21 protein-coding genes and 1 pseudogene are annotated in these 24,791 nt (G+C 53.6%); 9 read left to right on the top strand and 13 right to left on the bottom strand.

Translation table 11 applies throughout. The annotated features are described in order from the left end of the window. Nucleotides 1-178: 178 nt before the first annotated feature. Nucleotides 179-286, top strand: a pseudogene (locus BLS94_RS02180) (transposase); the annotation flags it as partial. Nucleotides 287-388: 102 nt separating this feature from the next. Here the strand turns inward: BLS94_RS02180 and BLS94_RS02175 are convergent. Then, entirely contained in the window at nucleotides 389-1,432 is a 1,044-nt protein-coding gene (locus tag BLS94_RS02175) for an NAD(P)H-quinone oxidoreductase (protein ID WP_256325247.1), read from the bottom strand. Between the two features lie 420 nt (nucleotides 1,433-1,852). Here BLS94_RS02175 and BLS94_RS02170 point away from each other — a divergent pair, with 420 nt between their 5' ends. After that, nucleotides 1,853-2,569: a type 1 glutamine amidotransferase domain-containing protein gene (locus tag BLS94_RS02170; RefSeq protein WP_090957571.1), complete on the top strand. Its 717-nt coding sequence runs from the start codon at nucleotides 1,853-1,855 to the stop codon at nucleotides 2,567-2,569. Nucleotides 2,570-2,768: 199 nt separating this feature from the next. Next, the gene (locus BLS94_RS02165; RefSeq protein ID WP_072768931.1) at nucleotides 2,769-2,987 is read left to right on the top strand and encodes a hypothetical protein; all 219 of its coding nucleotides are present in this window, start codon (nucleotides 2,769-2,771) and stop codon (nucleotides 2,985-2,987) included. 105 nt (nucleotides 2,988-3,092) lie between these two features. Here BLS94_RS02165 and BLS94_RS02160 read toward each other — a convergent pair whose 3' ends face one another. The 4 genes from BLS94_RS02160 to BLS94_RS02145 all read right to left on the bottom strand — a co-directional run bounded on the left by BLS94_RS02160 (nucleotide 3,093) and on the right by BLS94_RS02145 (nucleotide 9,692). Beyond that, nucleotides 3,093-4,103, bottom strand: coding sequence for a 2-hydroxyacid dehydrogenase (locus BLS94_RS02160; RefSeq protein WP_090957570.1), 1,011 nt, complete (start codon nucleotides 4,101-4,103; stop codon nucleotides 3,093-3,095). 510 nt (nucleotides 4,104-4,613) lie between these two features. Next, on the bottom strand, nucleotides 4,614-7,706 hold the full coding sequence (locus BLS94_RS02155) for an efflux RND transporter permease subunit (RefSeq protein ID WP_090957569.1): 3,093 nt from the start codon (nucleotides 7,704-7,706) through the stop codon (nucleotides 4,614-4,616). Between the two features lie 86 nt (nucleotides 7,707-7,792). Beyond that, nucleotides 7,793-8,932: an efflux RND transporter periplasmic adaptor subunit gene (locus BLS94_RS02150; RefSeq protein WP_176767765.1), complete on the bottom strand. Its 1,140-nt coding sequence runs from the start codon at nucleotides 8,930-8,932 to the stop codon at nucleotides 7,793-7,795. 133 nt (nucleotides 8,933-9,065) lie between these two features. Beyond that, the gene (locus tag BLS94_RS02145; protein ID WP_090957567.1) at nucleotides 9,066-9,692 is read right to left on the bottom strand and encodes a TetR/AcrR family transcriptional regulator; all 627 of its coding nucleotides are present in this window, start codon (nucleotides 9,690-9,692) and stop codon (nucleotides 9,066-9,068) included. A 596-nt stretch (nucleotides 9,693-10,288) separates the two neighbouring features. Here BLS94_RS02145 and BLS94_RS02140 point away from each other — a divergent pair. Further along, nucleotides 10,289-12,205: a ParB/RepB/Spo0J family partition protein gene (locus BLS94_RS02140; protein WP_256325246.1), complete on the top strand. Its 1,917-nt coding sequence runs from the start codon at nucleotides 10,289-10,291 to the stop codon at nucleotides 12,203-12,205. 96 nt (nucleotides 12,206-12,301) lie between these two features. Here the strand turns inward: BLS94_RS02140 and BLS94_RS02135 are convergent, their stop codons facing one another. From BLS94_RS02135 to BLS94_RS02130, 3 genes are read right to left on the bottom strand one after another with little or no spacing between them, the layout of a single operon-like run. Beyond that, nucleotides 12,302-12,802: a hypothetical protein gene (locus tag BLS94_RS02135; RefSeq protein ID WP_090957566.1), complete on the bottom strand. Its 501-nt coding sequence runs from the start codon at nucleotides 12,800-12,802 to the stop codon at nucleotides 12,302-12,304. Further along, the gene (locus BLS94_RS14450; protein WP_143021633.1) at nucleotides 12,799-13,098 is read right to left on the bottom strand and encodes a hypothetical protein; all 300 of its coding nucleotides are present in this window, start codon (nucleotides 13,096-13,098) and stop codon (nucleotides 12,799-12,801) included. The genes BLS94_RS02135 and BLS94_RS14450 overlap by 4 nt, the downstream gene beginning before the upstream one ends. Further along, nucleotides 13,082-13,807 carry a glycosyltransferase family 2 protein gene (locus BLS94_RS02130; protein WP_090957644.1) on the bottom strand — a complete coding sequence of 242 codons (726 nt, stop codon included), beginning with the start codon at nucleotides 13,805-13,807 and terminating at the stop codon, nucleotides 13,082-13,084. The genes BLS94_RS14450 and BLS94_RS02130 overlap by 17 nt, the downstream gene beginning before the upstream one ends. Nucleotides 13,808-14,087: 280 nt before the next feature. On the opposite strand from BLS94_RS02130, the gene BLS94_RS02125 reads away from it, so the two are divergent. The 3 genes from BLS94_RS02125 to BLS94_RS02115 all read left to right on the top strand — a co-directional run bounded on the left by BLS94_RS02125 (nucleotide 14,088) and on the right by BLS94_RS02115 (nucleotide 15,858). Next, on the top strand, nucleotides 14,088-14,300 hold the full coding sequence (locus tag BLS94_RS02125; RefSeq protein WP_256325245.1) for a hypothetical protein: 213 nt from the start codon (nucleotides 14,088-14,090) through the stop codon (nucleotides 14,298-14,300). A 587-nt stretch (nucleotides 14,301-14,887) separates the two neighbouring features. Further along, complete coding sequence (locus BLS94_RS02120) at nucleotides 14,888-15,379, top strand: hypothetical protein (RefSeq protein ID WP_072767028.1); 492 nt, start codon at nucleotides 14,888-14,890, stop codon at nucleotides 15,377-15,379. A 197-nt stretch (nucleotides 15,380-15,576) separates the two neighbouring features. Next, nucleotides 15,577-15,858, top strand: a complete 282-nt coding sequence (locus tag BLS94_RS02115) for an NrfJ-related protein (RefSeq protein WP_256325244.1) — start codon at nucleotides 15,577-15,579, stop codon at nucleotides 15,856-15,858. A 49-nt stretch (nucleotides 15,859-15,907) separates the two neighbouring features. Here the strand turns inward: BLS94_RS02115 and uvrB are convergent, their stop codons facing one another. Further along, complete coding sequence (uvrB, locus tag BLS94_RS02110) at nucleotides 15,908-17,992, bottom strand: excinuclease ABC subunit UvrB (protein WP_090957565.1); 2,085 nt, start codon at nucleotides 17,990-17,992, stop codon at nucleotides 15,908-15,910. Nucleotides 17,993-18,090: 98 nt separating this feature from the next. Between uvrB and BLS94_RS02105 the strand changes: the two genes are divergently transcribed. Continuing rightward, the gene (locus tag BLS94_RS02105; RefSeq protein ID WP_090957641.1) at nucleotides 18,091-19,284 is read left to right on the top strand and encodes a pyridoxal phosphate-dependent aminotransferase; all 1,194 of its coding nucleotides are present in this window, start codon (nucleotides 18,091-18,093) and stop codon (nucleotides 19,282-19,284) included. Between the two features lie 45 nt (nucleotides 19,285-19,329). Here BLS94_RS02105 and BLS94_RS02100 read toward each other — a convergent pair whose 3' ends face one another. The 3 genes from BLS94_RS02100 to BLS94_RS02090 form a co-directional block, all read right to left on the bottom strand. Continuing rightward, nucleotides 19,330-20,703 carry an alkaline phosphatase family protein gene (locus tag BLS94_RS02100; protein ID WP_090957564.1) on the bottom strand — a complete coding sequence of 458 codons (1,374 nt, stop codon included), beginning with the start codon at nucleotides 20,701-20,703 and terminating at the stop codon, nucleotides 19,330-19,332. Next, complete coding sequence (locus tag BLS94_RS02095; protein WP_090957563.1) at nucleotides 20,690-21,382, bottom strand: hypothetical protein; 693 nt, start codon at nucleotides 21,380-21,382, stop codon at nucleotides 20,690-20,692. The genes BLS94_RS02100 and BLS94_RS02095 overlap by 14 nt, the downstream gene beginning before the upstream one ends. A gap of 126 nt (nucleotides 21,383-21,508) precedes the next feature. Then, a complete protein-coding gene (locus tag BLS94_RS02090) occupies nucleotides 21,509-22,597 on the bottom strand; it encodes a hypothetical protein (RefSeq protein WP_090957562.1) in 1,089 nt (362 codons plus the stop codon). Between the two features lie 509 nt (nucleotides 22,598-23,106). Between BLS94_RS02090 and BLS94_RS02085 the strand changes: the two genes are divergently transcribed. Then, entirely contained in the window at nucleotides 23,107-23,862 is a 756-nt protein-coding gene (locus tag BLS94_RS02085) for a hypothetical protein (RefSeq protein ID WP_090957561.1), read from the top strand. A gap of 124 nt (nucleotides 23,863-23,986) precedes the next feature. Here BLS94_RS02085 and fliR read toward each other — a convergent pair whose 3' ends face one another. Further along, nucleotides 23,987-24,781: a flagellar biosynthetic protein FliR gene (gene fliR, locus BLS94_RS02080; RefSeq protein WP_090957560.1), complete on the bottom strand. Its 795-nt coding sequence runs from the start codon at nucleotides 24,779-24,781 to the stop codon at nucleotides 23,987-23,989. Between the last annotated feature and the right edge of the window lie 10 nt (nucleotides 24,782-24,791).

The raw sequence follows: 24,791 nt of genomic DNA, 5'->3' as shown, positions 1-24,791 counted from the left end.
GTCAGTTTTGATATTTGGCGACACGGAAATTAGTTAGGTACCACCGACGTCCCCCCGTTTTCAGTAGCACCGGGCTTTAGAGTCCGAGGGTAATTGACCCTACCCCAATAAACAGCATCGTTTGAAAGTAGAATTTCCGGCATGATTTTCACCCTTGAAAAGGAAAGGAGGTCGTGACGTGAAGAAGAGCAAGTATACGGAGCAGCAGATTGCGTTTGCCTTGAAACAGGCTGAGCTTGGCACGCCGGTTGAAGAGATCTGCAGGAAGATGGGTATCAGCGATGCCATTCCGTGGTGATTCAGCCGTCGTTCGCGGTAATGCCATCGATTAGCGGGATTAACCCCAAGGCAGCGCGGGAGAAAAGGGCAGTAGAGAAGGGCAGTAACCTCAGACCGATGTTTTGGAGTCATTCGCCTGCAAGGCAGCAGTCGTCAAAACGAGTTTTCCGATATGCACGCCGGATTCCATCAATGCATGGGCCTCGGCTGCGTCCTTCAGCCTGAAGGTGCGGAAAATCAGGGGTTTCAGCTTTCCCTCATTCAACATCGGCCAGACTTGCTGTTCCAGTTCCCGCGCAATCTGCGCTTTCTCCAAAACGTTGCGGGACCGTAGTGTGGAACCGGTATGCGTTAGCCGTTTTTTCAGCATGGTCATGAGGTTCAGGTCTTTTGCGGGACCATTCTGGACGCCGATCTGGACAATGCGGCCATTCAGCGCAGCCGCCTTATAGTTTCGGGCGACATAGTCGCCGGCAATAATATCAACCACGACGTCGACTCCTGCGCCAGCCGTGAATTTTTCAGCTTCTGCAACGAAATCATGCGTGCGGTAATTGATAGCCAGATCGGCGCCCAGCGCCAGGCATGCCTGGCGTTTTTCTTCCGAACCCGCCGTAGCCAGCACGATGGCGCCGAATGCCTTGGCCAACATCGTTGCGGTGGTGCCGATACCCGATGTCCCACCGTGTATCAACACGGTTTCGCCGGCTTTGAGCTTGCCGCGCTGGAAGAGGTTGGTCCAGACCGTGAAGAAGGTTTCCGGCAAGGCCGCAGCTTCTGTCATGCTGAGCCCTTGCGGCACCGGCAGCGCGTTACTTTCGTGCGCGGTGCAGTATTCGGCGTAACCGCCTCCTGCAACGAGTGCGCATACCTTATCGCCTATTTCGAAGCGCACTGCTCCTTTGCCCAAAGCAACAATCTCCCCGGCGATTTCGAGCCCCGGAATCTCGGAAGCCCCCGGCGGCGGCGGGTACAGTCCGCGCCGCTGCAGAATGTCCGGACGGTTGACCCCAGCCGCCTCGACCTTGATCAGAATTTCTCCCCTTCCAGGCTGGGGAATAGGGTGCAAGGCGCACATCAATACCTCCGGTCCTCCTGGATTCCGGATATCAATGGCCAGCATGGTCAGCTCGCTGCCGAGTTTGAAAGTCATGCTTATTCCTGTTATACCTAATATATGCTTGGTGGTGGGGCAGAGCACGAAGGCGCTCTCCACTCGGTTCTCAAGATTTTGTTCAGAGATTCAGCTATTGTCCTGCTTGCCGGGACAGAATCCCGCAGCCTCGCCAATCCATGGATGGGATGGCCGTCTGGCAAGTGAACTTGAAAAACTATACTCTTGAATTGTGACAGTCGCCAACCGCCGATCACGTCTTTGAGACCTGTACTATCTCTGCTGATCATCAGGCCGAGCGTAAAACGAATCAGCTAAATCAAGGAATGACCACGGAAATGGCAGTACACTGGCATTTCATAATCTTGGGCCCGGCAGTTGGACGGCGCGGACTTAGGATTGTTAATTCAGGGATTGCTGATTCAGCATAATAGCTTTCTACCCAGAAGGAGGTGTGTGATGAAGATTCTCATTGTTCTGACATCTCACGATCAGCTTGGCAATACGGGAAAGAAAACCGGCCTCTGGCTGGAAGAGTTCGCCGCTCCGTATTATTTACTGAAGGACGCCGGAGCGTCGCTCAAACTAGCCTCGCCGAAAGGCGGCCAGCCGCCGCTTGATCCAAAAAGTGAATTGCCGGAAAACCAGACTCACGCCACAAAGCGTTTCCGGACTGACGGCGCTGCACAGGCTGAGCTGGCGAATACGGAAGAGCTGGTTCATCTTTTGGCGAGCGATTTTGACGCGGTATTTTATCCTGGTGGCCACGGCCCGATGTGGGATATGCCCGATAACGCAGCATCCATTGCGCTGATCGAAGGCTTCGTAAATGCCGGCAAACCCGTCGCGGCAGTTTGTCACGCGCCCGTCGCGCTGGTTAATGTTCGGGGGAAAGACGGCGAATATCTGGTTAAAGGAAAGCGCGTGACCGGGTTTTCAAATGCGGAGGAAGAGGCCGTAGGCTTGATCACGGTCGTCCCTTTCCTGCTGGAAGACCGGTTGAGGGAACTGGGTGGAAACTACAGCAAGACCGACAACTGGATGCCATATGTCCAGGTGGACGGTAATCTGATAACCGGTCAAAATCCTGCCTCTTCGGGCCCTGCGGCAGAAGTGCTGCTGCAATTGCTTCGCTCCACCGGCATCAGTACATTCATGGGCAAAACCAGCCGTTAAAACCCCAGACAGGAAATTTACGCGCTTGAGTCTTTCGCGATAATGAAGAGCCCTGGCCACGCGAGTTACCTTGCAGATAAAGCCAATTCCATGGGGCAAGGATTCGGATTCGAAGGGGCAGGGCGCAATTTCAACAGTTACCTGTAGCGGCAACCAGTGATCAAGCGCAGCAGCAGTGACATCAAGCGGAGCAATTAGCGTGGACAACGACGAATGGTATTACCAGGTGGGGTACGTGGAGATTTTGTACGCGGCAATGGTGGTGGGCATTATTATTGCCTTGTTTCTTTTTCGTCGTCTTGATCGCGTGTCTGCCTTGGCTGCTAATTTGATGGGGGAGAGCAGTCGCCTGCTCGGCTTGCTTACGCTGGCCGTGATGCTTTTTGTGATTAACAGGGTGCTGGGAGATCTATGGTAACCGGAGCTCTCGTCAACGTTCTTCCATCAGTTCAGGCAGTAACGCTTATGCATCGCCTGCTGAGCCAAATGCTTTGGAATGAACTGTGTTGAAAACAACGATGAGCTAATCTCCTCTGAGCATATCGACTTTAACTTCATTCTGGCATATTCCATCTCGCTCGAAAACGGTGATATTTTGCAAGGTGGTTTGTGCGATGCTCGAAAGCGCTTCGGCAGTGAAGAACCCCTGATGACCGGTAATCAGCACGTTTGGAAAAGTCAGCAAGCGTCCAAACACATCATCCTGTATCACCTGATCAGATAAATCCTGGAAGAACAGATCGCCTTCCTGTTCATACACGTCAAGTCCAAGGGAGCCGATTTTCCCGGACTTCAGCCCTTCAATCGCCGCCCGCGTATCAATGACTGCGCCACGACTGGTGTTGATCAGCATCACGCCGCGTTTCATTTTGCTGATCGCCGCCCTGTCGATTAAACGATGTGTTTGAGGATTCAATGGGCAATGCAACGTGATAATGTCGCTCTCGGCATAGAGTTTTTCGAGCGGTACATACTCCACGCCCAGGCTGATGCATTCATGGCTTTCCTGCGGATCATGGGCGATCAGACGACAACCAAATCCCCGCAGTATTTGCGTGATTGCCATGCCAATACGGCCAGTGCCGACGATACCAACGGTTTTGCCGCGCAGTTCAAACCCTAGCAACCCCTGCAAAGCGAAATTCCCGTTACGCACACGGTTATATGCCTGATGAAGGTGTCGATTTAACACGAGCATCAATCCTACGCTATGCTCTGCAACCGAGTGGGGCGAATAAGCCGGCACTCTCACTACATGTAGGCCCAGCCTGGATGCCGCACGAATATCGACATTGTTGAAACCAGCACAGCGAAGTGCAATCAGGCGCGTCCCATGTGCTGCCAAAGTTTCCAGTACTGTGGCGTCGAGCGTGTCATTGACGAAAACACAAACGGCGGGAAAGTCTCCAACCATCTGGCGCGTCTCATGGCACAGGTGCGAATCGAAAAACACCAGCTCATGCCCGACTCCATGATTAGCAGCGGTAAAGAATAGGCGGTCATAGGACTGTGCGCTGCAAACAGCTACTCTCATGCAATATCCTCGCTTGCCTTCCTACACTGCACGTAAGGAAGCTCGACGTCAAAAATCTCAGCTGAATTCTGGGCTGCTTACTTATCCATCGGCATAGGATACCGGATTTAACCGGAAGCATAAAAGAGGCAATAGCGCTGGATAAGGACTGCGGCACCAGCACTTATAGAATGGGTTGGACCATATAATTCTTCAATACAGTCAGCCCAGTATCGTCGCTGATTGCTTCATGGGTTCGACGTAGAACTGACGAGTACGAATAACGCTCTACACACCTCTAGCAGCCTGTAGGACTTAAAGGAAACCGGCTGCAAAAGCTGCGATTCTTCATGTCTGACAGGCTGCTACATGCTTTTAACGCCCCGATGCCGAGTCGATTTTTTTCACTGCTGTTGGATATTGCCGGGTTGCCTTGCCATTGACAGTATTAACTGTGGCTGTCAGCATTTCCAAACCAGTCATGCGATTTACACCTATTGTAACCGCGTTTCCCGGTAGGGCTCAGCCTGCTCAATTCCCGCCCCATTTGCGCTTTGCCCAGGCAGACAGGTCATCCAGATAGGAGTAGATCACGGGTACCACCAGCAGGGTCAGCAGCGTGGAGGTGACAAGTCCCCCTATGACTGCGTGGGCCATCGGCGAACGCTGTTCGCCGCCTTCGCCCAGGCCAAGCGCGAGCGGCAGCATGCCGAAGATCATCGCCATGGTGGTCATGAGGATGGGGCGAAGGCGCACATTGCCCGATTCGATAATTGCCGCGTGGCGATCTTTGCCCGCCTTCACGGCCTGATTGATGAAATCGACCAGCAGGATGGCGTTCTTGGTAACAAGGCCCATCAGCATGATGAAGCCGATGATTGAAAAGATATTGAGTGTGCTGCCCGTGATCAGCAGCGCGAGAAATACGCCGATCAGCGAGAGTGGCAGCGAGGCCATGATTGCCACGGGTTGAAGGAAGCTGCCGAACTGCGACGCCAGAATCAGGTAAATGAAGATAACCGCCAAAGCGAGTGCGATAGCGGCGTAGCCCATGGTCTCCTGAAGATCCTTGTTTGCGCCGCCGATCACGAGCCGATATCCCGGCGGCACCTCGATGTCCTTAAGTGCGATACCGAGTTCCCGGCCCAGATCGCCCGGAGGCCGCCCGGAGGGATTGGCGCCGATCAGGACTTCGCGATGCAAATCCTTTCGGTTGATCTGGGAGACGCCGAGCGTTGGCACGAACTCGGCAATCTGCCGCAGGGACACCATGCGCGGGCTGCCGTCGGCATCGACGAGCGTGCTGGTCAGGTAGAGCCTGTCCAGGTTGGCGGCGCGCGCGCGCTCTTCGCGTGGCAGACGCACTGTTATATCGTAGTTCTCCCCATCCGGAGCCTTCCAGGCTCCGGCGATTTCACCGGCGACGAGGGGGCGCAGGGCACTGGCAATCTGTTCAACTCCCAGCCCCAGATCGCTGGCCAGTTCGCGATTGATGTCCACAGCCAGAGTCGGTTTCGCTGCCTCCAGGCTCGAATCGATATCGACGAGACCGGGAATCCTGTGCATGGTCGCCATTACTGCTTGCGACAGCTTCTCCAGTTGTGCAATATCGGCCCCTTGTATGCTTACCTGGATCGGCTTGCCGCCGCCCAGGCCACCCGACGCGCCCACGCTGATCTCGATGCCGGCGATACGGTTCAGGCGCTCGCGGATCGGGTCCTGCAACTGCTTCTGGCTGCGGCTTCGCTGCTTATGATCGGTGAGGCGTACATAAATGGTTGCTGAATTCTTTCCCACGGCGCCGCCGCTGTTTACCGTAGCGTAGGAATATTCAACCTCCGAAAATTCGGCCATCGCCGCCTGCGCCTGCTGCACCTTGGCTCGTGTGTATTCGATGGACGAACCGACGCGCGTTTTGATCGTGACCTGGACTTCGCCGAGATCGGCCTGGGGCGCGAACTCGGAGCCGATCAGCGGCACCAGCGCGAAGCTGCCGAAGAAGGTAACGAAGGCCAGTGCCACGATCCACAAGCGATGCCTCATCGCCCAGTGCAGCAAAGCGCCGTACATGGCATGGATGCGGTCGAGCAGCGCGTCGCGGCCGGCTTGCAGGCGGCCCAGCACCGGTCGGAGCTTGCCTCCCTGTGTCGCGGGGTCGGGCCAGATGCTGGACAGCATCGGGTCGAGGGTGAAACTGACGAAAAGGGAGAGCAGCACCGCTGCGGAAACCGTGACGCCGAACTGGAAAAAGAAACGCCCGATAATACCGCCCATAAAAGCCACCGGCAAAAATACCGCGACGATGGTGAAGGTGGTGGCAAGCACGGCGAGGCCGATTTCCTGCGTGCCTTCGAGCGCTGCCTGGCGGTGATTCTTGCCCATCACGAGGTGGCGCACGATATTTTCTCGCACCACGATGGCATCATCGATAAGTAATCCCACACTGAGCGACAGCGCCATCAATGTCATGGTGTTAAGCGTGTAGCCGAAGGCATACATGGCAAGAAACGTCCCGATCAGCGCGATCGGCAGGGTCAGGCCAGTGATCACCGTGCTGCGCCAGGAATTGAAGAATACGAACACGATTGCGATGGTGAGAGCCGCGCCCTCGATCAGTGTCGCTTTGACATCCGCCACCGAATTGCGGATGCCGGTGGAACTGTCGCGCACAACCCTGAGTTTGACATCGGGCGGCAGTATGCTGTGCAGGTCGGCCGCTGCCGCGCGCACGCCGTCGGCCACCACGATGGTATTGGATCCCCGTACTTTGACGATATCGATGCTGAGGGCGGGTTTCCCGTCCACCAGGGCCGCCGTGGTCATTTCCTGGCGGCCATCTTCGATGCTTGCCACCTGGTCGAGACGCACCGGCGCGCCGCCGCGCTGCGCCACGATCAGGCTGCCGAACTGGTGAGGCTCGGCGATGCGCCCGCGCACCTGGACCATGGTATCCTCCCGGCCGGTGGAAATGCTGCCAGCGGGGAGCTCCTGGTTTTCTCGTTTGATGGTCTCGAGGATCTTGTCCACGCCGACGCCGAGTGCGCGCATCTGGTCGGGCTTGAGGTAGATCTTTACCTCGCGCATGATTCCGCCAACCAGGGTGGCCTGGCCCACGCCGCGAACGGTTTCCAGCCGCTTGCGGATGATGTGGTCGGCCAAAGTGGTGAGCTCGCGCAAGTTACGCGTACTGGAATCCAGCGCCAGGGAGATGATGGGCGTGTCGTCCGGGTTGAAACGGCTGATCCTGGGTTCCTTGACTTCGCGCCGGAAGCCGGGGCGCACCAGGGCTATCTTGTCGCGCACGTCTTGTGCGGCCACCGCCGGGTCCGTGGTCAGGTCGAACTCCGCCATTACGCGCGAGCTGCCTTCGAAAGAGCGCGAACTGACGGTCTTGATGCCGCTGACCGTATTCACGGCTTCCTCGATCTTGCGCGTGACATCCGACTCCACCGTCTCGGGGGATGCGCCCGGATATTCCGTTTGCACCACCACGATTGGAAAACTGACGTCCGGAAATTGGTCGACATTGAGACGCTGGTAGGAAAACAGCCCGAGCACCAGCAGCGCCGCCATCATCATGGTGGCAAAAACTGGGTTGTTGATACTGACGCGGGTGATCCACATGGCTATGCGCTGAAGGGTGTGTTATGGATTTTATGGATACTCAAGCAGCGGCGCCTGCGGAATTAGCGCGGGTCGTGCTGCAGGCGTCATTCCGTGGGGACATTCATCACGCGAACTGGTTGCCCCGCGCGCAGGTTCCCCAGGTTGCCTACCACTACCCTGGCGCCGGCAGAGAGGCCTGACCTGATTTCAATGGTGTCGGTCGCCGCATCGCGCATGCCGGTTTCCACGCGCTGTTCGGTCAGCGCGCCCGCTTCAATGCAAAAAACGGAGGCGTGGCCGCCTTGCTCGCGCACCGCAGCCTGTGGCACGACAACGGCGGAAACGATGCTCGATACACCCAACGTGCCTTGTGCGAACATTCCTCCCTTCAGTTGGCCGTCCGTGTTGTCGATCAGCAGGTGCACCATGATCGAGCGCGACCCTTGTTCGGTCGAAGGATTGATCCGGTCCACCTTTCCAATAAAGACGCGTTCGCCGAATCCCTCGATCAGCAATCGGGCCTCCTGTCCCACCTGTACCGCGGGAATGTCGCGAGCCGGGACCAGGGCTTCGATACTCATCAGAGAAAGATCGTGTACGGTGAAGAGTTTCGTGTTGACTGCGACCGCAAGGCCCGGTTGCGCCACGCGTTCGGCGATCACGCCGGCAATCGGCGAGCGGATGACGGCATGAGCAAGCGCTTTGCGTGCCTGTTCAACCTGGGCCTGAAGCGAAACCAGCGTCGCTTCACCGATATGAAAACTGCTTTGTAAATTGTCGAAGGCGGTTTGAGAAATGAAATTACGCTCCAGCAGTGACTTATTAGCGTGGAGGTTCTTTCTGGCAAGCGCCAGCTGCGCTTTGCCCACGTCCAGCGCGCCGAGCTTGTCGCGCAGCTTGGCTTCGAGGTCTGTAGTGTCGAGCCGGGCGAGAACCTGTCCTTTTTCCACCGGCTCGCCTTCGCGAACCAGCACTTCCTGGATTTCGGCGGCCTGCTGCGATCTGATCTCCGTTTGATTCAACGGCTGAATCGTGCCCGTGAGAGGAATAGTTCGCTGCAGTGCCTGTACCGTTGCCTCCGCGACGTCCCGCGGCAGCAACTCCAGCGCCGCCGCACCCGCTTTGGGGGCGGGAGCGGCGGAATTAGTCCCCACATAGCCGAAGATATGTAGTGCGCCCGCGATGCACAGCAATATAAGCAGAGCGGCGATTGTAAGGCGGGCCGCCCGGCGCCGGCCGGGCATCTTTTGGCTGGTGCCGTCCGGGAAAGGCCGATTGCTTTCGGTATGATCAATATCCATCACGAAGCTCTGGGATATGTCCTATCGGTCGTATATGGACTAACGGTCACAAAGGTAAGAATAAAGCCCCCTTTCTCTACAGGCGCCTGTCCTGGTAGATCAGGCCCGTCAATATGAAGTTGGTAATTTCGTCGCAATACCTTGCCTTGTCCCGTTCGTTCAGATAGCCGCTCCAGATCAGTTGAACCGCTCCCCAGAAAGCCGATTGCGCCCCGAACATCAGCATGTCCAGAGGCTTACGTGGAAACAGGCCTTCCTCGACGCCTTGCATGATAGCGGCATTAATCGCCTTGTTTGTCGCTGCCTCGACCGCCTTGAGTTCCTCGCTGATCCGCGCCGGCAGGTTTCGCCTGAACTCGGCACGCCCGCAGTAGAGCACTACGCGGTGAAGCTCCTTGCTTGAAAGATGGGCCTCCCACGCAACCCGGGTCATTTCGCGAAAGCGCGCAATAACGGGCAATATATCCGTTTTCTGGATTTGCGCCAGCAACTTGCGATTGAATTCCAGCGCAAGCCGCGCATAAATTTCATCCTTACTCTCGAAGTGTTTGTAGATCGTGCCTTTGCCAACCTCGGCTTTTCGGGAGATTTCTTCAACCGTTACCAATTCCCAGTCAGCACGGCCGAAGAGGGCCAGCGCCGCATTGAGAATTTCACTCTCCCGGCGATTGAATTCCCGTGCTTTTCGTTCCTGGATGCTCACGGTGTCGAAGCTCCTGGTAGGTGACCGCCGGTCATTATACGACTGCTAGCCCAAACGCTTCATGATTATTAATGATTTGGCCAGATTCAGTTTTGACGGCTTGGGAAAGAGTTGGGCAGTTGCAGCACAAACTTAGGTCAATAACTGCAACTATTCGTCTCCCACACTGGGACTAACTACAAATCAACCTGCATTTATCTCCTAGCTGAAACAACCTGCCTTTCAAACTGGACCGACCAGCATTCAACGCGATTTTGAGCCGGGAACAACTGCAACTATTAATCTCGCAAACCGGGATTAAACTGTAATGCACCTGCGTTTATCCCCGTCGACCTGCATTTGATCTTTGCGAACCAGATTTAATTGCAACTGAACAAGCCAGGGTTGAAGAAAGCCGTATTCTGTCCACTTATCCAAATTGACGAAACCAAGCCGTGTGAAGGTTTTGGCCACAACACCTTCTGGATCATCACGGAATGGGATCGCAGCGTGACCACCTTCCTTGTGCCCAACGAATACTAGAACCCATGCCCATGCCCGTGCACCGCCCCGGCTCTTTCCTTTACTATTCACTATTACCACAGGAAAAAATCATCATGGAAAACACCGACCCCATCCAAGACATTGAAATCAGCAACATTCAGCGCATAGCCATCAAGAATCTCGTTAAATCGCCCCTGAATGTCCGCAAGAAAGAGGGTAGCGGCATAGCGGAACTGGCTGCTTTGATAGCATCCCAAGGGCTGATACAAAATCTGGTTGTCACCGAGCAAAAGAAGAAAAACAAGAAAACCGGAAAATTTGAGGTTGTCGCCGGCGGGAGGCGGCTGGCCGCTCTGAATCTGCTGGTGGCCGAGGCACGGCTATCCAAAGAGGATGAGGTGGATTGCCGTGTAGTGGGCGTGAAAGAAGCGCTGCAAATGAGTCTTGCGGAAAACAGTGGGCGCGAAGCCATGCACCCGGCCGATCTCATCATGGCCTACCGGAATTTGACTGAAGCGGGACTTTCGCCGGACGAGATTGCCCCGCGTTTTGGCGTTTCACCCCTGACCGTGAAGCGATACCTGAAGCTCACCAACGTTTCCCCGGCAATCTTCAAGCTGTATGCCGAGGACGAAATGAACTTCGAGCAGATTTCCGCGCTGGCGCTTACCGAGGATCACGAATTGCAGGAGCGCATCTGGAACAGTACTTCGGAGTGGCAGCGCAACGGCTCAACCTTCCGGCGCTTGATTACGGGAACCGAAATAGACATTCGGCAGAGCCCGCTTGCCAAGTTCGTCGGAGTGGAGGAATACGAAGCGGCGGGAGGATTAATACGGCGCGACCTGTTTGGGAAAGAGGACGAAGGTTATATACAGGACGCCGAACTGCTGGAATCGCTTGCCCTGGAAAAACTCAATCAGGCGGTTGAGGCCATCGTGGGCGAAGGCCATGCCTGGGCGCAATGCCACACCACGTTCGACCATGCGGATGAGGCTGAATTCGTGAAGGCGCGAACTATAAGGCGTGAGCTAACTTCTGAAGAACAGGCCGCAAAGGATGCGCTTGACGCTGAAATGGAGGCCATCGAAGCCGAATTTGAGGGTTACAACGAGGACGAGGACGCGTCCGGCGAAATCTATTCGGAGATTGAAAAGAGACATGAAGCCGTACAGAGAAAGATAGCGGCATTGAGCGAATCACTGGAAGAACTTTATGCAGACGATCTTGAAATTGCGGGAGTCATCGTTACGGTTGACCATGCGGGGGAGCTACGCATCGAGCGGAATCTTATTCGCAAGGAGGATGTGAAAAAGCAGCCGAAAGAGCAGGGAACAGGACTGGCAGGAACCGGCCAAAGCGAGGCACTCAAGCCACTGCACTCGGAAAAGCTCACGCGCATGCTGACGGCGCACCGCACCGCAGCCCTTCAGGTAGAACTGGCGAACAGGCCGGACGTGGCGCTGGCGGCACTCGTACACCAACTGGCGCTGCAGGTTTTCGGGAGCGGGTACGCATCAAATCGTATCGTGCAGGTCAACATCGAACGTCCTTATCTCAAGCCGGATGCGGAGAACATCGAGCAGAGCCGCGCAGCTATGGCAGTCGAGGAAAAGCGTAAGGTATGGAAGGAGCGCATCAAGGCAGGAGAGCAGGGCGGCAAGAACCTCTTTCAGTGGCTATTGGAGCAGCCGCAGCAAGACCTCCTGGACTTGCTGGCGTTCTGTATGGCGGTTTCGGTCAATACCGTATCAAGCAGTGAGAACGCGCCATCTGATGACATAGCAGCCCTTATGAATGCGCTGAATCTGGACATGGCCGACTGGTGGGAACCTACGCCGGAGAACTATCTTTCGCACGTGTCCAAAGACAAGATTCTTGAGGTGGTGGGAGAGGCGGTTTCTCCGGACATAGCACAGGCCCTGACGAAGATGAAAAAGGGCGAACTGGTCGAGTCGGCAGAGAAATACTTGTCCGGTTCGCGCTGGCTACCGAAAAATCTCAAGGTGAAGCCAAGCGCTGAAATCTAAAGCAAAAAAACTGCAAATCCTTGTTTTTGGACTTGCAGTTCTGTTCAGCATTTAAAATGAAAGAAATTCATTCATAGCCAGGCCCTTCTGGACGACCTAGCCCGCAGAAGGAATGAATAAAGGCGTACCGGCCTTGTATTCTGGGTTCTTGGCTAAATAATCCTCGTAATCCTTATGATCCCCTATATACCGCAACGAATACACCGCAGTTCCAGTACTCTCTCTAAGGCTCGCTCGATGCTCGATTAATCGATAGTCGAGTTGATATACCTGCCCGGCTTTCACGGAAACCTTAAGTACCGGTAGTTTTAGGGCCATCATACGGTCATGACTTACGGATAACACTAGCTCATGGCTTCCAGGATCAACATGAAGAACATTCGGCGATCCGTACAATGTCTCACCGTCAAGCTTATGGACCCTTAAGGTTACAGGCCTGTTCCAGTTCGTCCAGTCGTTTATTCCAATAATAGTTGCAACATCTTTTTCGTTTTTTATTTCACCTTTATACATCTTCCTTGGTGTATGGGTCGCGCATCCTGAAAGAAATAGCGCAATTAGGAAACCCAATACATACCGTTTAAAGACTGAATTCATGCCACCCTCTTGAGAAAAAATAAGCGAGGCAGGATTTTATCAAAATAATGACGAGCTAGCGTATGAGTTGGTATCCCGTCATGCCCATCATTTAGGGTGACCCGAGGAGAAAAAATTGCAACAGAAATTGCACTTGGCGTGAATAAAAGAGAACTGGCAACGTCACCGCCAACCTCGTCAGTTAGTTGCAGTTGATCCTGGCTCAAACCGGGTTGAAATCGGGCTGAATGTGTTAGCGCCATTTCAACTGCAGGGACTGCTAAAACGACGAGTCTGTTTTTAACGCCGCCCGTCATACCAGACCGGCAACTGCTTCTTGTCTTGCAACGACCGGCGCGGGTGTAGCATGACGCGCAGGATCTGGCCGGTAATCTCTCCGGCGGAGTAAAGCTGCACCTTGCGTGGCGACGACTCCAGGGGATGTCTTGTCAAGATGACAAATTGAAGCCCGCGTTGTTGTCCCCATTTTTTGAGTTTCTGGCTCAAGCCTATTTCGTCGGCGGCGTAAAGTTCCTGGTCGAAGCCGCCAATGTCGCGAAACGCATCGCTGCGGGATACGACCAGCGCCCCAGCCGCCCAGCCAAATAGAACGGAGGTGCCGGTCCAGAGCTTCAAAGTCGCGCTCGCCCACCACGGCAATCCCGGCATTTGTATCGTGCTGCCACAGCCTACGCTCTTGCCATCCTCGATAAGCCGCAGGATATCGGCAAGCAGCCCGGTATTTAAGTAGCTGTCGGCATCCACAAACAGCAACCAGTCGCCTGTCGCCTCAGCCGCGCCAGTATTGCGTGCCCGGCCGATCTGATTGATCGGCTCAAACACGACTCGGGCGCCTGCCTGTCTTGCCAGATCGGCCGTGTTGTCAGTGGAGTTGTTGTCCACCACGATGATTTCGGAGGTGAAGCCGGGCTTGTAATTTGCGGCGAGTGATGTAGAAATAGATTGCAAACATTCTTCGATCAGACGCTCTTCATTAAAAGCCGGAATAATAATTGAGAGATGCATAGGGAGATTTTGATTTGTCCAGTTGGAACGCCCATTATCCCGCAAAATATAGCCCTGGATGAAAAACACACGGAAGATCTTTGCAAGCAATGAAATGGGAGCGCTCGGGCCAGTTTACCCACAAAGCCGATCTTTCGAATTTTCCAGGTCATAAGTACATACGCTTGGCTCAACAAGACCTTCTTTAAATGCCGCTAAGCGGGTATAGCAAGGTCGATCGCGAAAATTACATATTTACGAATTTCATCATTTCAAGATGAGCAATTCGTGTGGAGGTCATATGAGTCAATTCGGAGTTTTACAATGGCTGGTGGCTGCAACCATTTTTTTTGTCGTGCCATTCTGGAGAATACATAAACGAGCCGGTTTTAAGCCGGAACTGGCATTGTTCGCATTGGTTCCAGGAGGAGTCCTGATATTACTGTTGGTCATTGCGTTTGTCGATTGGCCTGTTTTAACGGAAAAGAAGGTTTTAACGGAAAAAAAGGAATAATGGCCATCGCATTCGATCCGCCTCAATGTTTTTATCCAATTTAACATAATATACATTATGCGCAAATTAAAATAATCTCTGCGGCGGATGTAAATAAATTTTCCCTTATGTGCGGTTGGGAACAGAGTCGTTGAAGCCGATCGAACAAACTATCGCCGGACGTCTACTTTTTTCTCCCTCTTGTAGTAGGCGTCTCTGGCCCGGCAAGGCCGACTACTCTTTGCCGGGCCTTTTTCTGGGTAACGCTTCAGCATGAAGATTCTCCTTCTCGAATACTCACGGCCCGCAATGAAAAAAGCAGCGTTGCTGTGTATGATCATACAATATTCACTATGCCCCAATCTGGGCCGCCTTGAATTTGGTATCCACATATAAGCCATTGAAGGGCCGGCACTGGCGCCGGAACTCTTGTATGGGAACAGGATCCGTGCGATTTGGACCCCGACTTAAAACTGTTCGATTGTTCTCGTTCTTTCACTTTTAAACTTGTTAAAAACGGCTTATTATTGAGTGAGTAAATAAGCGTTACGGGTTTTTTTAGGCGCCGTCTTATAATTCTCAAACTCCATTCATTGAAAGGAGAAAACATGAAACTTATAGTTCTGGCAATTTTTACCGCAATCATTTCAACCGTCGCATCGGCGGCGGACGCTCCTCCGATATTTCAAAAGCCGGATCCCCAAAGCAAGTTCAAGGACGCACAGCTTCACGTGAAAGAACTGATGAAAGCCGGCCAGTACAAAGAAGCGTCTGATTATATGGCTGTTTATCAAAGATTGGCCTGTGAAGCGGCGGAGCAGAAAGCAGGAACGAGCATAGAGGAAGGAACTGCAATTTGCGCACGCAAGCACCATCAGGCGGGTGTTAACGCCATCAGCGCCTTACATCAGGGGCAATCTGCGACAGAAAGTACGCTCGCCCCTGGCATCATGGTGATGCCTCGTACCCTGCCTGGTACCCCGACAGCGCTGGATAGTGGCTCAACACCTTCCCTTTTTGTATTTGATCCCCGATCTGCCCCTGGGCAATCTGGTCCTCAGCCTGATCGCAAGGTTGATCCCTGGACCGGAAGCCCTTAATTTTCTTTCCTCTCAGCAAAAATAAGCAGCTGAAACCCTACGCTATTAGGGAGAGACAGCTTTTTTCGGTTGGAACCTCAAGAATTGAGGTGTATGATTTCGTCCTGCCAATATTATTGATACTGGAGACAATTTTGAAAATATCCCATCTAACGGTAGTTTTTTCCATTGGACTCTTACTGCTGAGCCCGTTACATGTGCTTGCCGAAAAGGCGGGTACCAATACGGCGAGCGCGGCGGCGGGAATGCCGAGCAATGAGGGCAAAGTGCTTTCTACGCTGGATGCGCCAGGCTATACCTACATGGAACTGGCCAATACTGAAAAACGCTTCTGGATCGCCGCCCCAACCACCAGAGTAAAAATAGGAGATCGTGTTCGTTTTGAACAAAGCCTGGTTATGAAGAACTTCAATAGCAAAACGCTCAATCGAACCTTTGATCAAATTATCTTCGTCAATTCAGCAACGATAGTTAACTAGTTTGAAATAACATTAATATTGGAAGGTAAACACCTAATGCATAAAAGTATTATGCGTCCTTCCGCATTTTCTGATGTTTAGTTGTTTTTTTCAGGTCTTTTCCAGATTCTGGTTCAACAAACCCAACAAAGAGCTTGTTTTTTAACTTTTTTAGCTCATCCCGATATTCTGCCGCTTTTTCGAATTCCAGGTTTTTTGCGGCATCATGCATTTGCTTCTCGAATGCCTTGATTTCCTTGGCCAACTGCACTTCGCTCATCGAATCGTAGCGCGCTTGCACTTGCGCTGCCTTGAGATGCTGCTGGGCGGTTTCAATGTTATAAACCCCATCGATCAAATCCTTCACACGCTTGTGTACGCTACGTGGTGTGATGCCGTGTTCCTGATTGAACAACGTTTGTTTATTGCGGCGGCGCTCGGTTTCGTCCATTGCCAGGCGCATGGAATTGGTGATCCGGTCGGCGTATAAAATCGCGGTGCCATTAATGTGACGTGCGGCACGCCCGATAGTCTGTATCAAGGAGCGTTCGGAACGCAGGAAGCCTTCCTTATCGGCATCCAGTATGGCCACCAGCGACACTTCGGGTATATCCAGACCCTCCCGTAGCAGGTTGATCCCGACCAGCACGTCGAATTTCCCAAGCCGGAGGTCACGAATGATTTCCACTCGTTCCACTGTATCTATGTCCGAATGAAGGTAGCGTACTTTGATACCGTGGTCGGAAAAATAGTCGGTCAGGTCCTCGGACATGCGTTTGGTCAGTGTCGTTACCAATACCCGTTCACCTTTGGCCGTGCGCAGGCTGACTTCCGACATGAGATTATCGATTTGGGTTGTGGCGGGACGAACCTCAATCTGCGGATCCACCAGGCCGGTGGGTCGTACCACCTGCTCTACGACTTGCCCGCTGTGCACTCGTTCAAACTCCGCGGGAGTCGCTGAAACAAACACCGTTTGCGGCATTATCTTCCTGAATTCATCGAATCGCAGCGGGCGGTTGTCCAGCGCCGAAGGCAGGCGGAAGCCATATTCCACCAGATTTTCCTTACGTGAACGGTCTCCCTTGTACATACCCCCTATCTGAGGGACGGTGACATGGCTCTCGTCGATTACCATCAACGTATTGGGCGGCAGATAGTCGAGCAAGGTAGGCGGGGGTTCACCCTCTTTTTTTCCGGACAAATGCCGGGAATAGTTCTCGATGCCTTTGCAGAAGCCCAATTCGTTAAGCATCTCCAGATCGAAACGAGTGCGCTGTTCGATACGCTGTAGCTCCACTAACTTGTTGTGCTGGTGGAAATAATCTATGCGTTCCCGCAACTCGGCCTTGATCGTTTCGATCGCGCGTAACGTGGTACTTCGGGGTGTTACATAATGGCTGGACGGATAAACCGTATAACGCGACACTTTTCTCAACGTGTGTCCGGTGAGCGGATCAAACAGCGTCATGCTTTCTACTTCATCGTCGAACAGCGATACGCGCACTGCGGTTTCCGAACTTTCAGCGGGAAATATGTCGAGTACGTCTCCCCTCACCCTGAAGGTCCCACGAGCGAATTCAAAATCATTGCGTTCGTACTGCATTTCGATCAAACGCTGTATGGCCTGACGCTGGGTAATTTTTTCCTGTTCGCGCAAATGCAGGATCATGCCGTGGTAATCCACCGGATCCCCGATGCCATATATGCATGAAACCGTGGCGACGATTATGGTGTCGTTTCGCTCAAGCAGCGCCTTGGTGGCGGACAAGCGCATTTGCTCGATGTGTTCGTTGATCGCAGAATCCTTCTCGATAAACAGATCACGCGAAGGAACATAGGCTTCCGGTTGGTAATAGTCGTAATAGGATACAAAGTACTCGACCGCGTTTTCCGGAAAGAACTCGCGCATTTCCGCATAAAGCTGAGCTGCGAGTGTTTTATTGGGCGCCATGATAATCGCGGGACGCCCCAGCAGAGCGATCACGTGGGCCATGGTGAAGGTCTTGCCGGAACCCGTCACGCCCAGCAATGTCTGGAACGCGAGGCCGTCCCCTATCCCTTCCACCAGCTTGTCGATTGCTTCTGGCTGGTCGCCGGCTGGCGTGAACAGCTGATGCAGTTTATAAGGGCTATTGGGGAAGGTCAGGATCACAGGTATAATCGCGGGCTCAGTTGTTTCGGAATCATTCTTCGGCTATCCAGCAAATTTTACCATGCGGGCGCAGCCGGCATCAGCGTAAGGACATTATCGTGGAACTCTCAAAGCGCGTTCAGGCCATCAAGCCCTCCCCTACTTTGGCGGTCACCGCCCGGGCCGCACGGCTTAAGGCAGAGGGCAAGGACATCATTGGGCTGGGCGCCGGCGAACCTGATTTTGATACCCCGCAGCATATCAAGGATGCCGCCATTGCCGCCATCAACAGGGGTTTTACAAAATATACGGCAGTGGGCGGCACCCCCGGCCTCAAGAATGCGATCATTGCCAAATTTAAACGCGACAACGGTTTTGATTATGCTGCGCGCCAGATTCTGGTTTCGTGCGGCGGAAAGCAGAGCTTTTTCAATCTGGTGCTTTCCGTCATCAACCCCGGCGATGAAGTCATCATACCCGCGCCCTACTGGGTGTCCTATCCCGACATCGTTCTTATCGCGGAAGGCAAACCGGTAATCGTCGAGGCCGGCATTGAGCAGGATTTCAAGATAACCGCGGCGCAACTGGAAAAAGCCATCACTCCCAGAACCAGGATGTTCGTCATCAACAGCCCCAGCAACCCTTCGGGCGGGGTTTATACGATGGATGAGCTCAAAGCCCTGGGTGAAGTTCTGCTCAAGCATCCCGATATTCTCGTGGCCACCGACGATATGTACGAACATATTCTGCTTTCCGGCGGCAAATTCGTGAACATACTGAACGCATGCCCCGAGCTATATCCGCGCACCATGGTGCTCAATGGCGTATCCAAGGCCTATGCCATGACGGGCTGGCGCATCGGCTACTGTGCGGGACCGGCGAACATCATTACCGCCATGGAGAACATTCAGTCTCAGAGTACATCTAACCCCACTTCCATTTCGCAAATCGCCGCGGAAACCGCCCTTAACGGCGATCAGGCCTGTATTGAACCCATGGTGGCCGCGTTCAGGGAACGTAACCGGTTCGTCACCGATGCGCTCAACGCCATCCCCGGCATCAAGTGCCTTTTGTCCAAGGGCGCATTCTATGCTTTCGCAGACGTCCGGAAGGCGATTAGTGAATTGCATGCCAAAGGCGATATCAAGGATGGCAGCGATATCGCCTTTAGCGAATATCTCCTGGAACACGGCGGCGTGGCGGTGGTGCCGGGTTCTGCGTTCGGAAGCGAAGGATATATTCGTCTTTCCTTCGCCACCACCATGGCGAACCTGGAAAACGCGCTCGGACGCATCGCGAAAGTACTTGCCTGAAAAAACGATGGCGATAGTGAAAGCGAAGGTGCGGCGTGTGCGGCGTTACTTCGGGGAAGCCGGAGGAGGTTCTTCAGGGAGGTGCACAAGCTCAGGATATTTTTCCAGCGCTCGCTTGCGGTCGTACCTCAGAAGATCTTTGGCAGCCGCGTTGAAAGCCTGCTGACTATCGGTCTGCGGTTCAAGTTGCGGTGTCTGCGCTATCGTGCTGGAAATCGTCTCCCGTGGCGGTGAGGGGATGTCTGTCCTTGGCTGGGCAAGTGGCTCGGCGAGTACTTGCGACACGCTTTGTATACCCAGTTTTCTCCTTCGCGCAACCTCATCATTATAGTCCGGCGTCCCGGCGAACTTCTCGGACAGCAATTGCAGGATCGATGTGTGATCCATCGATCCCTTGAAAACCGTTCCGGGCGGGATCCATGGAGACGCAATTAGAGCCGGAACCCTCGGGCCGGTGCTTTCAAACGCCGTCGAAAATAGCGCATGGGGCGGAACCACGGCAGGGATTGCGAGCGGCGGAACATGGTCGAAAAATCCGCCATGCTCATCATGCGTAGTGATCAACAGCGTACGGTTCCATTTAGCACTATCCCGGGTCAGCAGGCTGTAAATATCGCGCAGGAAGTTTTCGCCAGGTCCGATAGGCGTAGGTGGATGGTTGTCGTTGGGAGTCCAGCCGAAATGGGTAGGAGAGTCGCTGTATTCGGGTTCGATGAATATCACGCTGGGCATTTCCGCCGCGGATTCCGACTCAAAATCCGCCGGAAAATGCCGGAAACTGCGAAAATTAGGCCCTAATACTTCCTCATGGAAGCGTTCAAAAAGCGTGAAGAATGAAATTCCGCAGTGATAAACCCGCCAACTGACATTTCGGGAATTCAGCCACTCGAACACGAAGCTTTCCTTGACGGTTGGAATCAGACGGGGCTTCGTGTTCTCAATCAAGCTATAGCCGCTGTAGGCTATCGAGCGATTTGGCTGAGTATCCGTCGGAAGCGGAGCAAACCAGTTATCGCACACGGCATACTGTGCCGCAAGAAAACTCGATATTGGCGTATCGACCGGCGAAAGAAAGCCCAGCGATGGGGGATCGTTCACCTTGCTTCCCGATTGCTGAAAATAGGCATCGGCGAAACCACTCATCGTAAAGCGTGTGCCGGTCTTTGCCAATTGGGTGGTTACACTAGCCCTGCTGTGGGGTAGATCATGCGGCAGGGGTCCATCCTTCAACTCGAAAGGCTGGTAACCTTGACCATTCAGGAAATTGGTATAGTCGAAGTTCGTCTCGGGGTCGACCAACCCCTCCACATCCTTCCGGTTGCCAAAGCGGGCCATGCTGAGGTGCCCGAGAACGTGATCGAAGGATCGGTTCTCCATCATCACGATCACAATGGTCTGAAACTGATCAAGAGCCGCCATCGGGTCTCTCCTCGCAGCTCATCTGCGTTCTGATGGTTAATCGGCCCCTTACCGCGTCGAGCGCATTATCGCAAGTTTCATCGGGAGCCAGTGGGGTACGAACCGTCCAGGTACCGATAACGGATGCATTTTTGAAGCGATCTGTCGTACCTTGAGGGGGTATCTCCACCTCAATATCTTCCTTGCTGACACTCAACGGTCGATTATAGTTATTTACGATCGACACGGCTCGGACTCGTGAAGAGGTGTCTTTTTGCCGCAGTGTGAACGATGTTGATACAGACTGCGGGCTACCGCCACATTGGGCAACGCCTCCCAGCAGTCCGGCGCTCTGGCTGGGTATCACCTGCACATCCCACTCGCGCTGGGCGCTCTTGAGCAGGCCTGGAACCTTGATCGTAAATCGGACGTTTTCAGTGGGGGCGAAAGAACGCGAACCTTCGGAGGGTCCTTCCCCTGTTCCCTCCAGGGGAGGTGCCGCGTCCAGAGCTATTTTGTCTGAAGCCTTCCAGTGGACCTCGACAGTTTCTCCGGGACATACAATGCTCGGAGTGACAGAGAAAGATTTAATCTGGGCACAACCCGCAATCAGCGGCGCGATGAGCAGCGTGGTCAATACTATGAGTTTGTCATGCATTTGCAATCCCCCGGATAACCCGCGCTGTCCGTCAACACCCATGTTCTCTCCTTTACGCCTATACTCTTTCCAGCGAGCGGCTCATCAGAGCCAGCACCCGGTGGATAGCAACGATTGGGACATGCTAATTACATCAGGTTTCCCGCCTTCCCGGCCATTCCGGTGGCTTTACCAATATCCCGGCGGCACCAGATAAAGTCCCGTATCCCATTTCCATTGCCGAACGGGGTTCTCGGTCATCGCGTCTTTATCATCAGGCTGCGCAGTCCAATGAAAATCGCACACGCTTCCTTTATGCCCTACGAATGTATGTATGCCGCCATTCGCTACACCGACGAAGAAAGGCACATTCTCCAGCTTCTCAAGCATCATTTTGGTGTTGCGGTCCGGCGTGACGTCGCGGTAGCCTGTAATGACCGCATCGCAGCGTACCCCTTCCGATCCCGGAATCGGTGATTTCCACACGCGTGCACCCGCCTTTGCCATATTAAGTGCGCCCAATTTCTCTCGCTCGTTCGAGTCCGCCAGGTCTTCTGCGGTTCTCGGGCAGTAAAAAATCGCGGTCCACCCGTCTTTCTGCAATTCCTCGCAGAGCACGGTGCCGCGCAGATCGGCAACCTTTACTCTTCTGTTGATCTCAGCGAAACGCTCACCATAGCCGCCCCCTTCGAAGGCTGCCTTCACGTTTTCCATCACCCAGCCGATACACGAACTTTCCTTAAGCCGTGCAGCTTGCCCGGACGTACTTTCTATGATAATCGACCCAGGTTCGATCGATTCCATTCGCCAATTTCCCATGCTCATGGCATCTATTTTCGTTTGCAGGGCTGGTCGGTCGCCTTTCAGGATAGCATCATGGAAAGGGGAGTGGTCGCCGTAGTAGAGGCCAATACCGGTATTGTCGATAGCGGCTTTGTGCGCGTTGCTATTGTCAGTGATACTCTTGTCACCCAGTTCCGCAACCTTCTTCCAATTTCGCGTTTCGTCTCTTCCCGGCGCGAGATCTCCTGTTTTTGAAAATAACCATTGCGCAATGGCCAAGGCCGGCGGGTCAGAGATCGTATTGACATCACCGTCATGGTCGTAGTTATCGATGACCTCCCACAACCTCTCAAGGTTTTGGGTCGTGCCTGCAATAACGCCATTACTGGATATACGCCTCACATTCAAATCCGGATGAGCGCTTTGAAGCTCGGCGGTATCAATGAGTTTTCCCCTCAAGCGATTAATGAAGGTGTTGTGGTCGAGTATGGGCATTTCGTAGCTCCTGGCGATAACCGGACAAGATGGAAATGGCGGCGATTTCAGCTTCCAGTTTTCCCTGCCTATAAATTTACTTTAGCATCAATTGCGAAAAGTTCAATTCCTTTCAAGAGTCCAATATCTGTGCTGCATTACTGGTCGGGTACTGCCCATAAGGGTCATATAAGCCATATGAGTCATATCGTCATAGGAGATGCTGGAGTATAAGGATTGTATGTTTCAGAGCTTGTTCCGCATGAGTGGGAGATTGGTCGGTCACGACTCAGACTCATGCATGCAAACCTTGTGCTGGCGCCAATAAAGCCCCGTCAAGCCGACAAGTTGGAAACAAGTTAGAAGTCCGCATGAAGTAAGAGCCACATTGCATTGAATATGTTTAGTAATTTTTGGTTGACGCAGAAGGTCAGGCATTATAAATTTGCGCCGGGACAAAACTTACACCTCAGTTGGCTGCAGAAATACTGACGCGTTGTAACTTGTTTATTCACTTGAAGGGAGTTAACTTGAAAACAGTCAGTTCAAATTTAATCAAGCACCTCGTGGCATCCGCTTTGGCAATCACATCCGTTATTGCGCCGCTGGCTGCTGAGAGCGCGCTGTTGTCAATCAGCGCAATCACGCAGGAACATACGGGTTATAGACCTGATTGCGCTTCGAGTTTCGGGGGTACGGCTACGGGTTCCGGGCTCAGTTCGTTCTTAGGTGCAGTTTCCATCGAGAGCAACGATTGCATCGCCCCTGCTGGGAATAATAATTTCTCTTTTATTGGAGATATGGTATTTACGGTATCGGGTGGAGATGAACTATTTGCCGACTATAGCGGTTACCTTACTCCGACGATTTATCCCTCGATTTTTTCGTTGACACAATCGATCTTCAAGATAACGGGGGGGACGGGAAATTTCCTGGGAGCAACAGGTAGCGGAACGTTACAAGGGGTTCAAGATATCTTGAGCGGCCGGGGATTAATGCAGCTCACGGGACAAATAGCTTACGCCAAGAAAAATAGGGGTAAATCCGAGCCTTTATTGTTTTATCAACGCGCCAGCGATAGTCCGGATGATTCCACCATGGTTTATGCCGGTTCGGATAATAGTTTGTTTCCAGGCTCGACTTCGCTCGGCGATTATTTTTATCAGGATCAGAATGGACAGCTACTCGCGATAAACGCGCTACCCGTATCTGGTTCATTGAGCTTGCTGGGCATCGGCCTCGCCTGTTTCATGGTCATGCGCCGCCGCAAGATATCAAATTCGTGAAATAACTTTAGTAATCGTATCCTGCGGGCGATGCGATATATTAAATGTAGCGCGCTTCGATCCGGTTTTGAGTGCTGTGCGTAGCATTGCAAATGTTCGAATAGCGATCAGGATGGGGGCATTCTCACGGTGTCGGAGGGCGAGCATCATGCGCTATCTGCAGCATGGTTTCCATTCCTTGCGTTATCAGATGTTCAATCACTGGTATAAAGTAAGGCAGCGACAGCATCAACACGACCATTCCCACCATCAGCGTGATCGGGAAACCGACTGCAAAGACATTCAACTGGGGTGAGGCACGCGTCAGGATACCAAGCGCCAGGTTCACGATCAGCAATGCTGCAACGACCGGCAGCGCAAGTTGCAGGCCTGCCAGGAAAATTGTGCCTCCCCACTCGGCGAGCCTTCTCCATCCCCCGACTGAAAAGGGTTCGGCCGAGATGGGAAATGCGCTGAAGCTTTCGGCCAGCACAGACAGCATCAGCAGATGACCATTTAACGAGAGGAACACAAGCGTCGCCAGCAGCCCGAGAAATTTGCCCACTACCAGCGTACTGCCATCGCTGTGCGGTGTGAAGAAAGTGGCGAAACCCAGGCCCATCTGCAAACCCGCAATCTCTCCCGCCAATTCCACGGCACTGAACACGATACGCATGGCAAAGCCCATCGCCAGTCCGATTACGACCTGTTGGCTCAGCACCAGCAGTCCTGCGGGCGAAGCTGCCTCCAGGCCTGGAAGCGGGCCTATGGCGGGCGCCAGGATCAATGTAATGAGAACGCCCAATCCGATCTTCACCCGCATGGGTATGGCCGTGTTGCCGAGTACCGGGGCCGCCGCCAACAGCGCCAGGATGCGGACAAACGGCCACAGGAATGAGGTCATCCATGCGTCAAGATCGGCGGAACTGAAGGTGATCACCAGGGGTATC

Source organism: Nitrosospira sp. Nsp18, from assembly GCF_900103145.1.
In the GTDB taxonomy this organism is placed as follows: domain Bacteria; phylum Pseudomonadota; class Gammaproteobacteria; order Burkholderiales; family Nitrosomonadaceae; genus Nitrosospira.
Note: the sequence above shows the minus strand (reverse complement) of the source record. Positions and strands in the feature narration are given on the sequence as shown.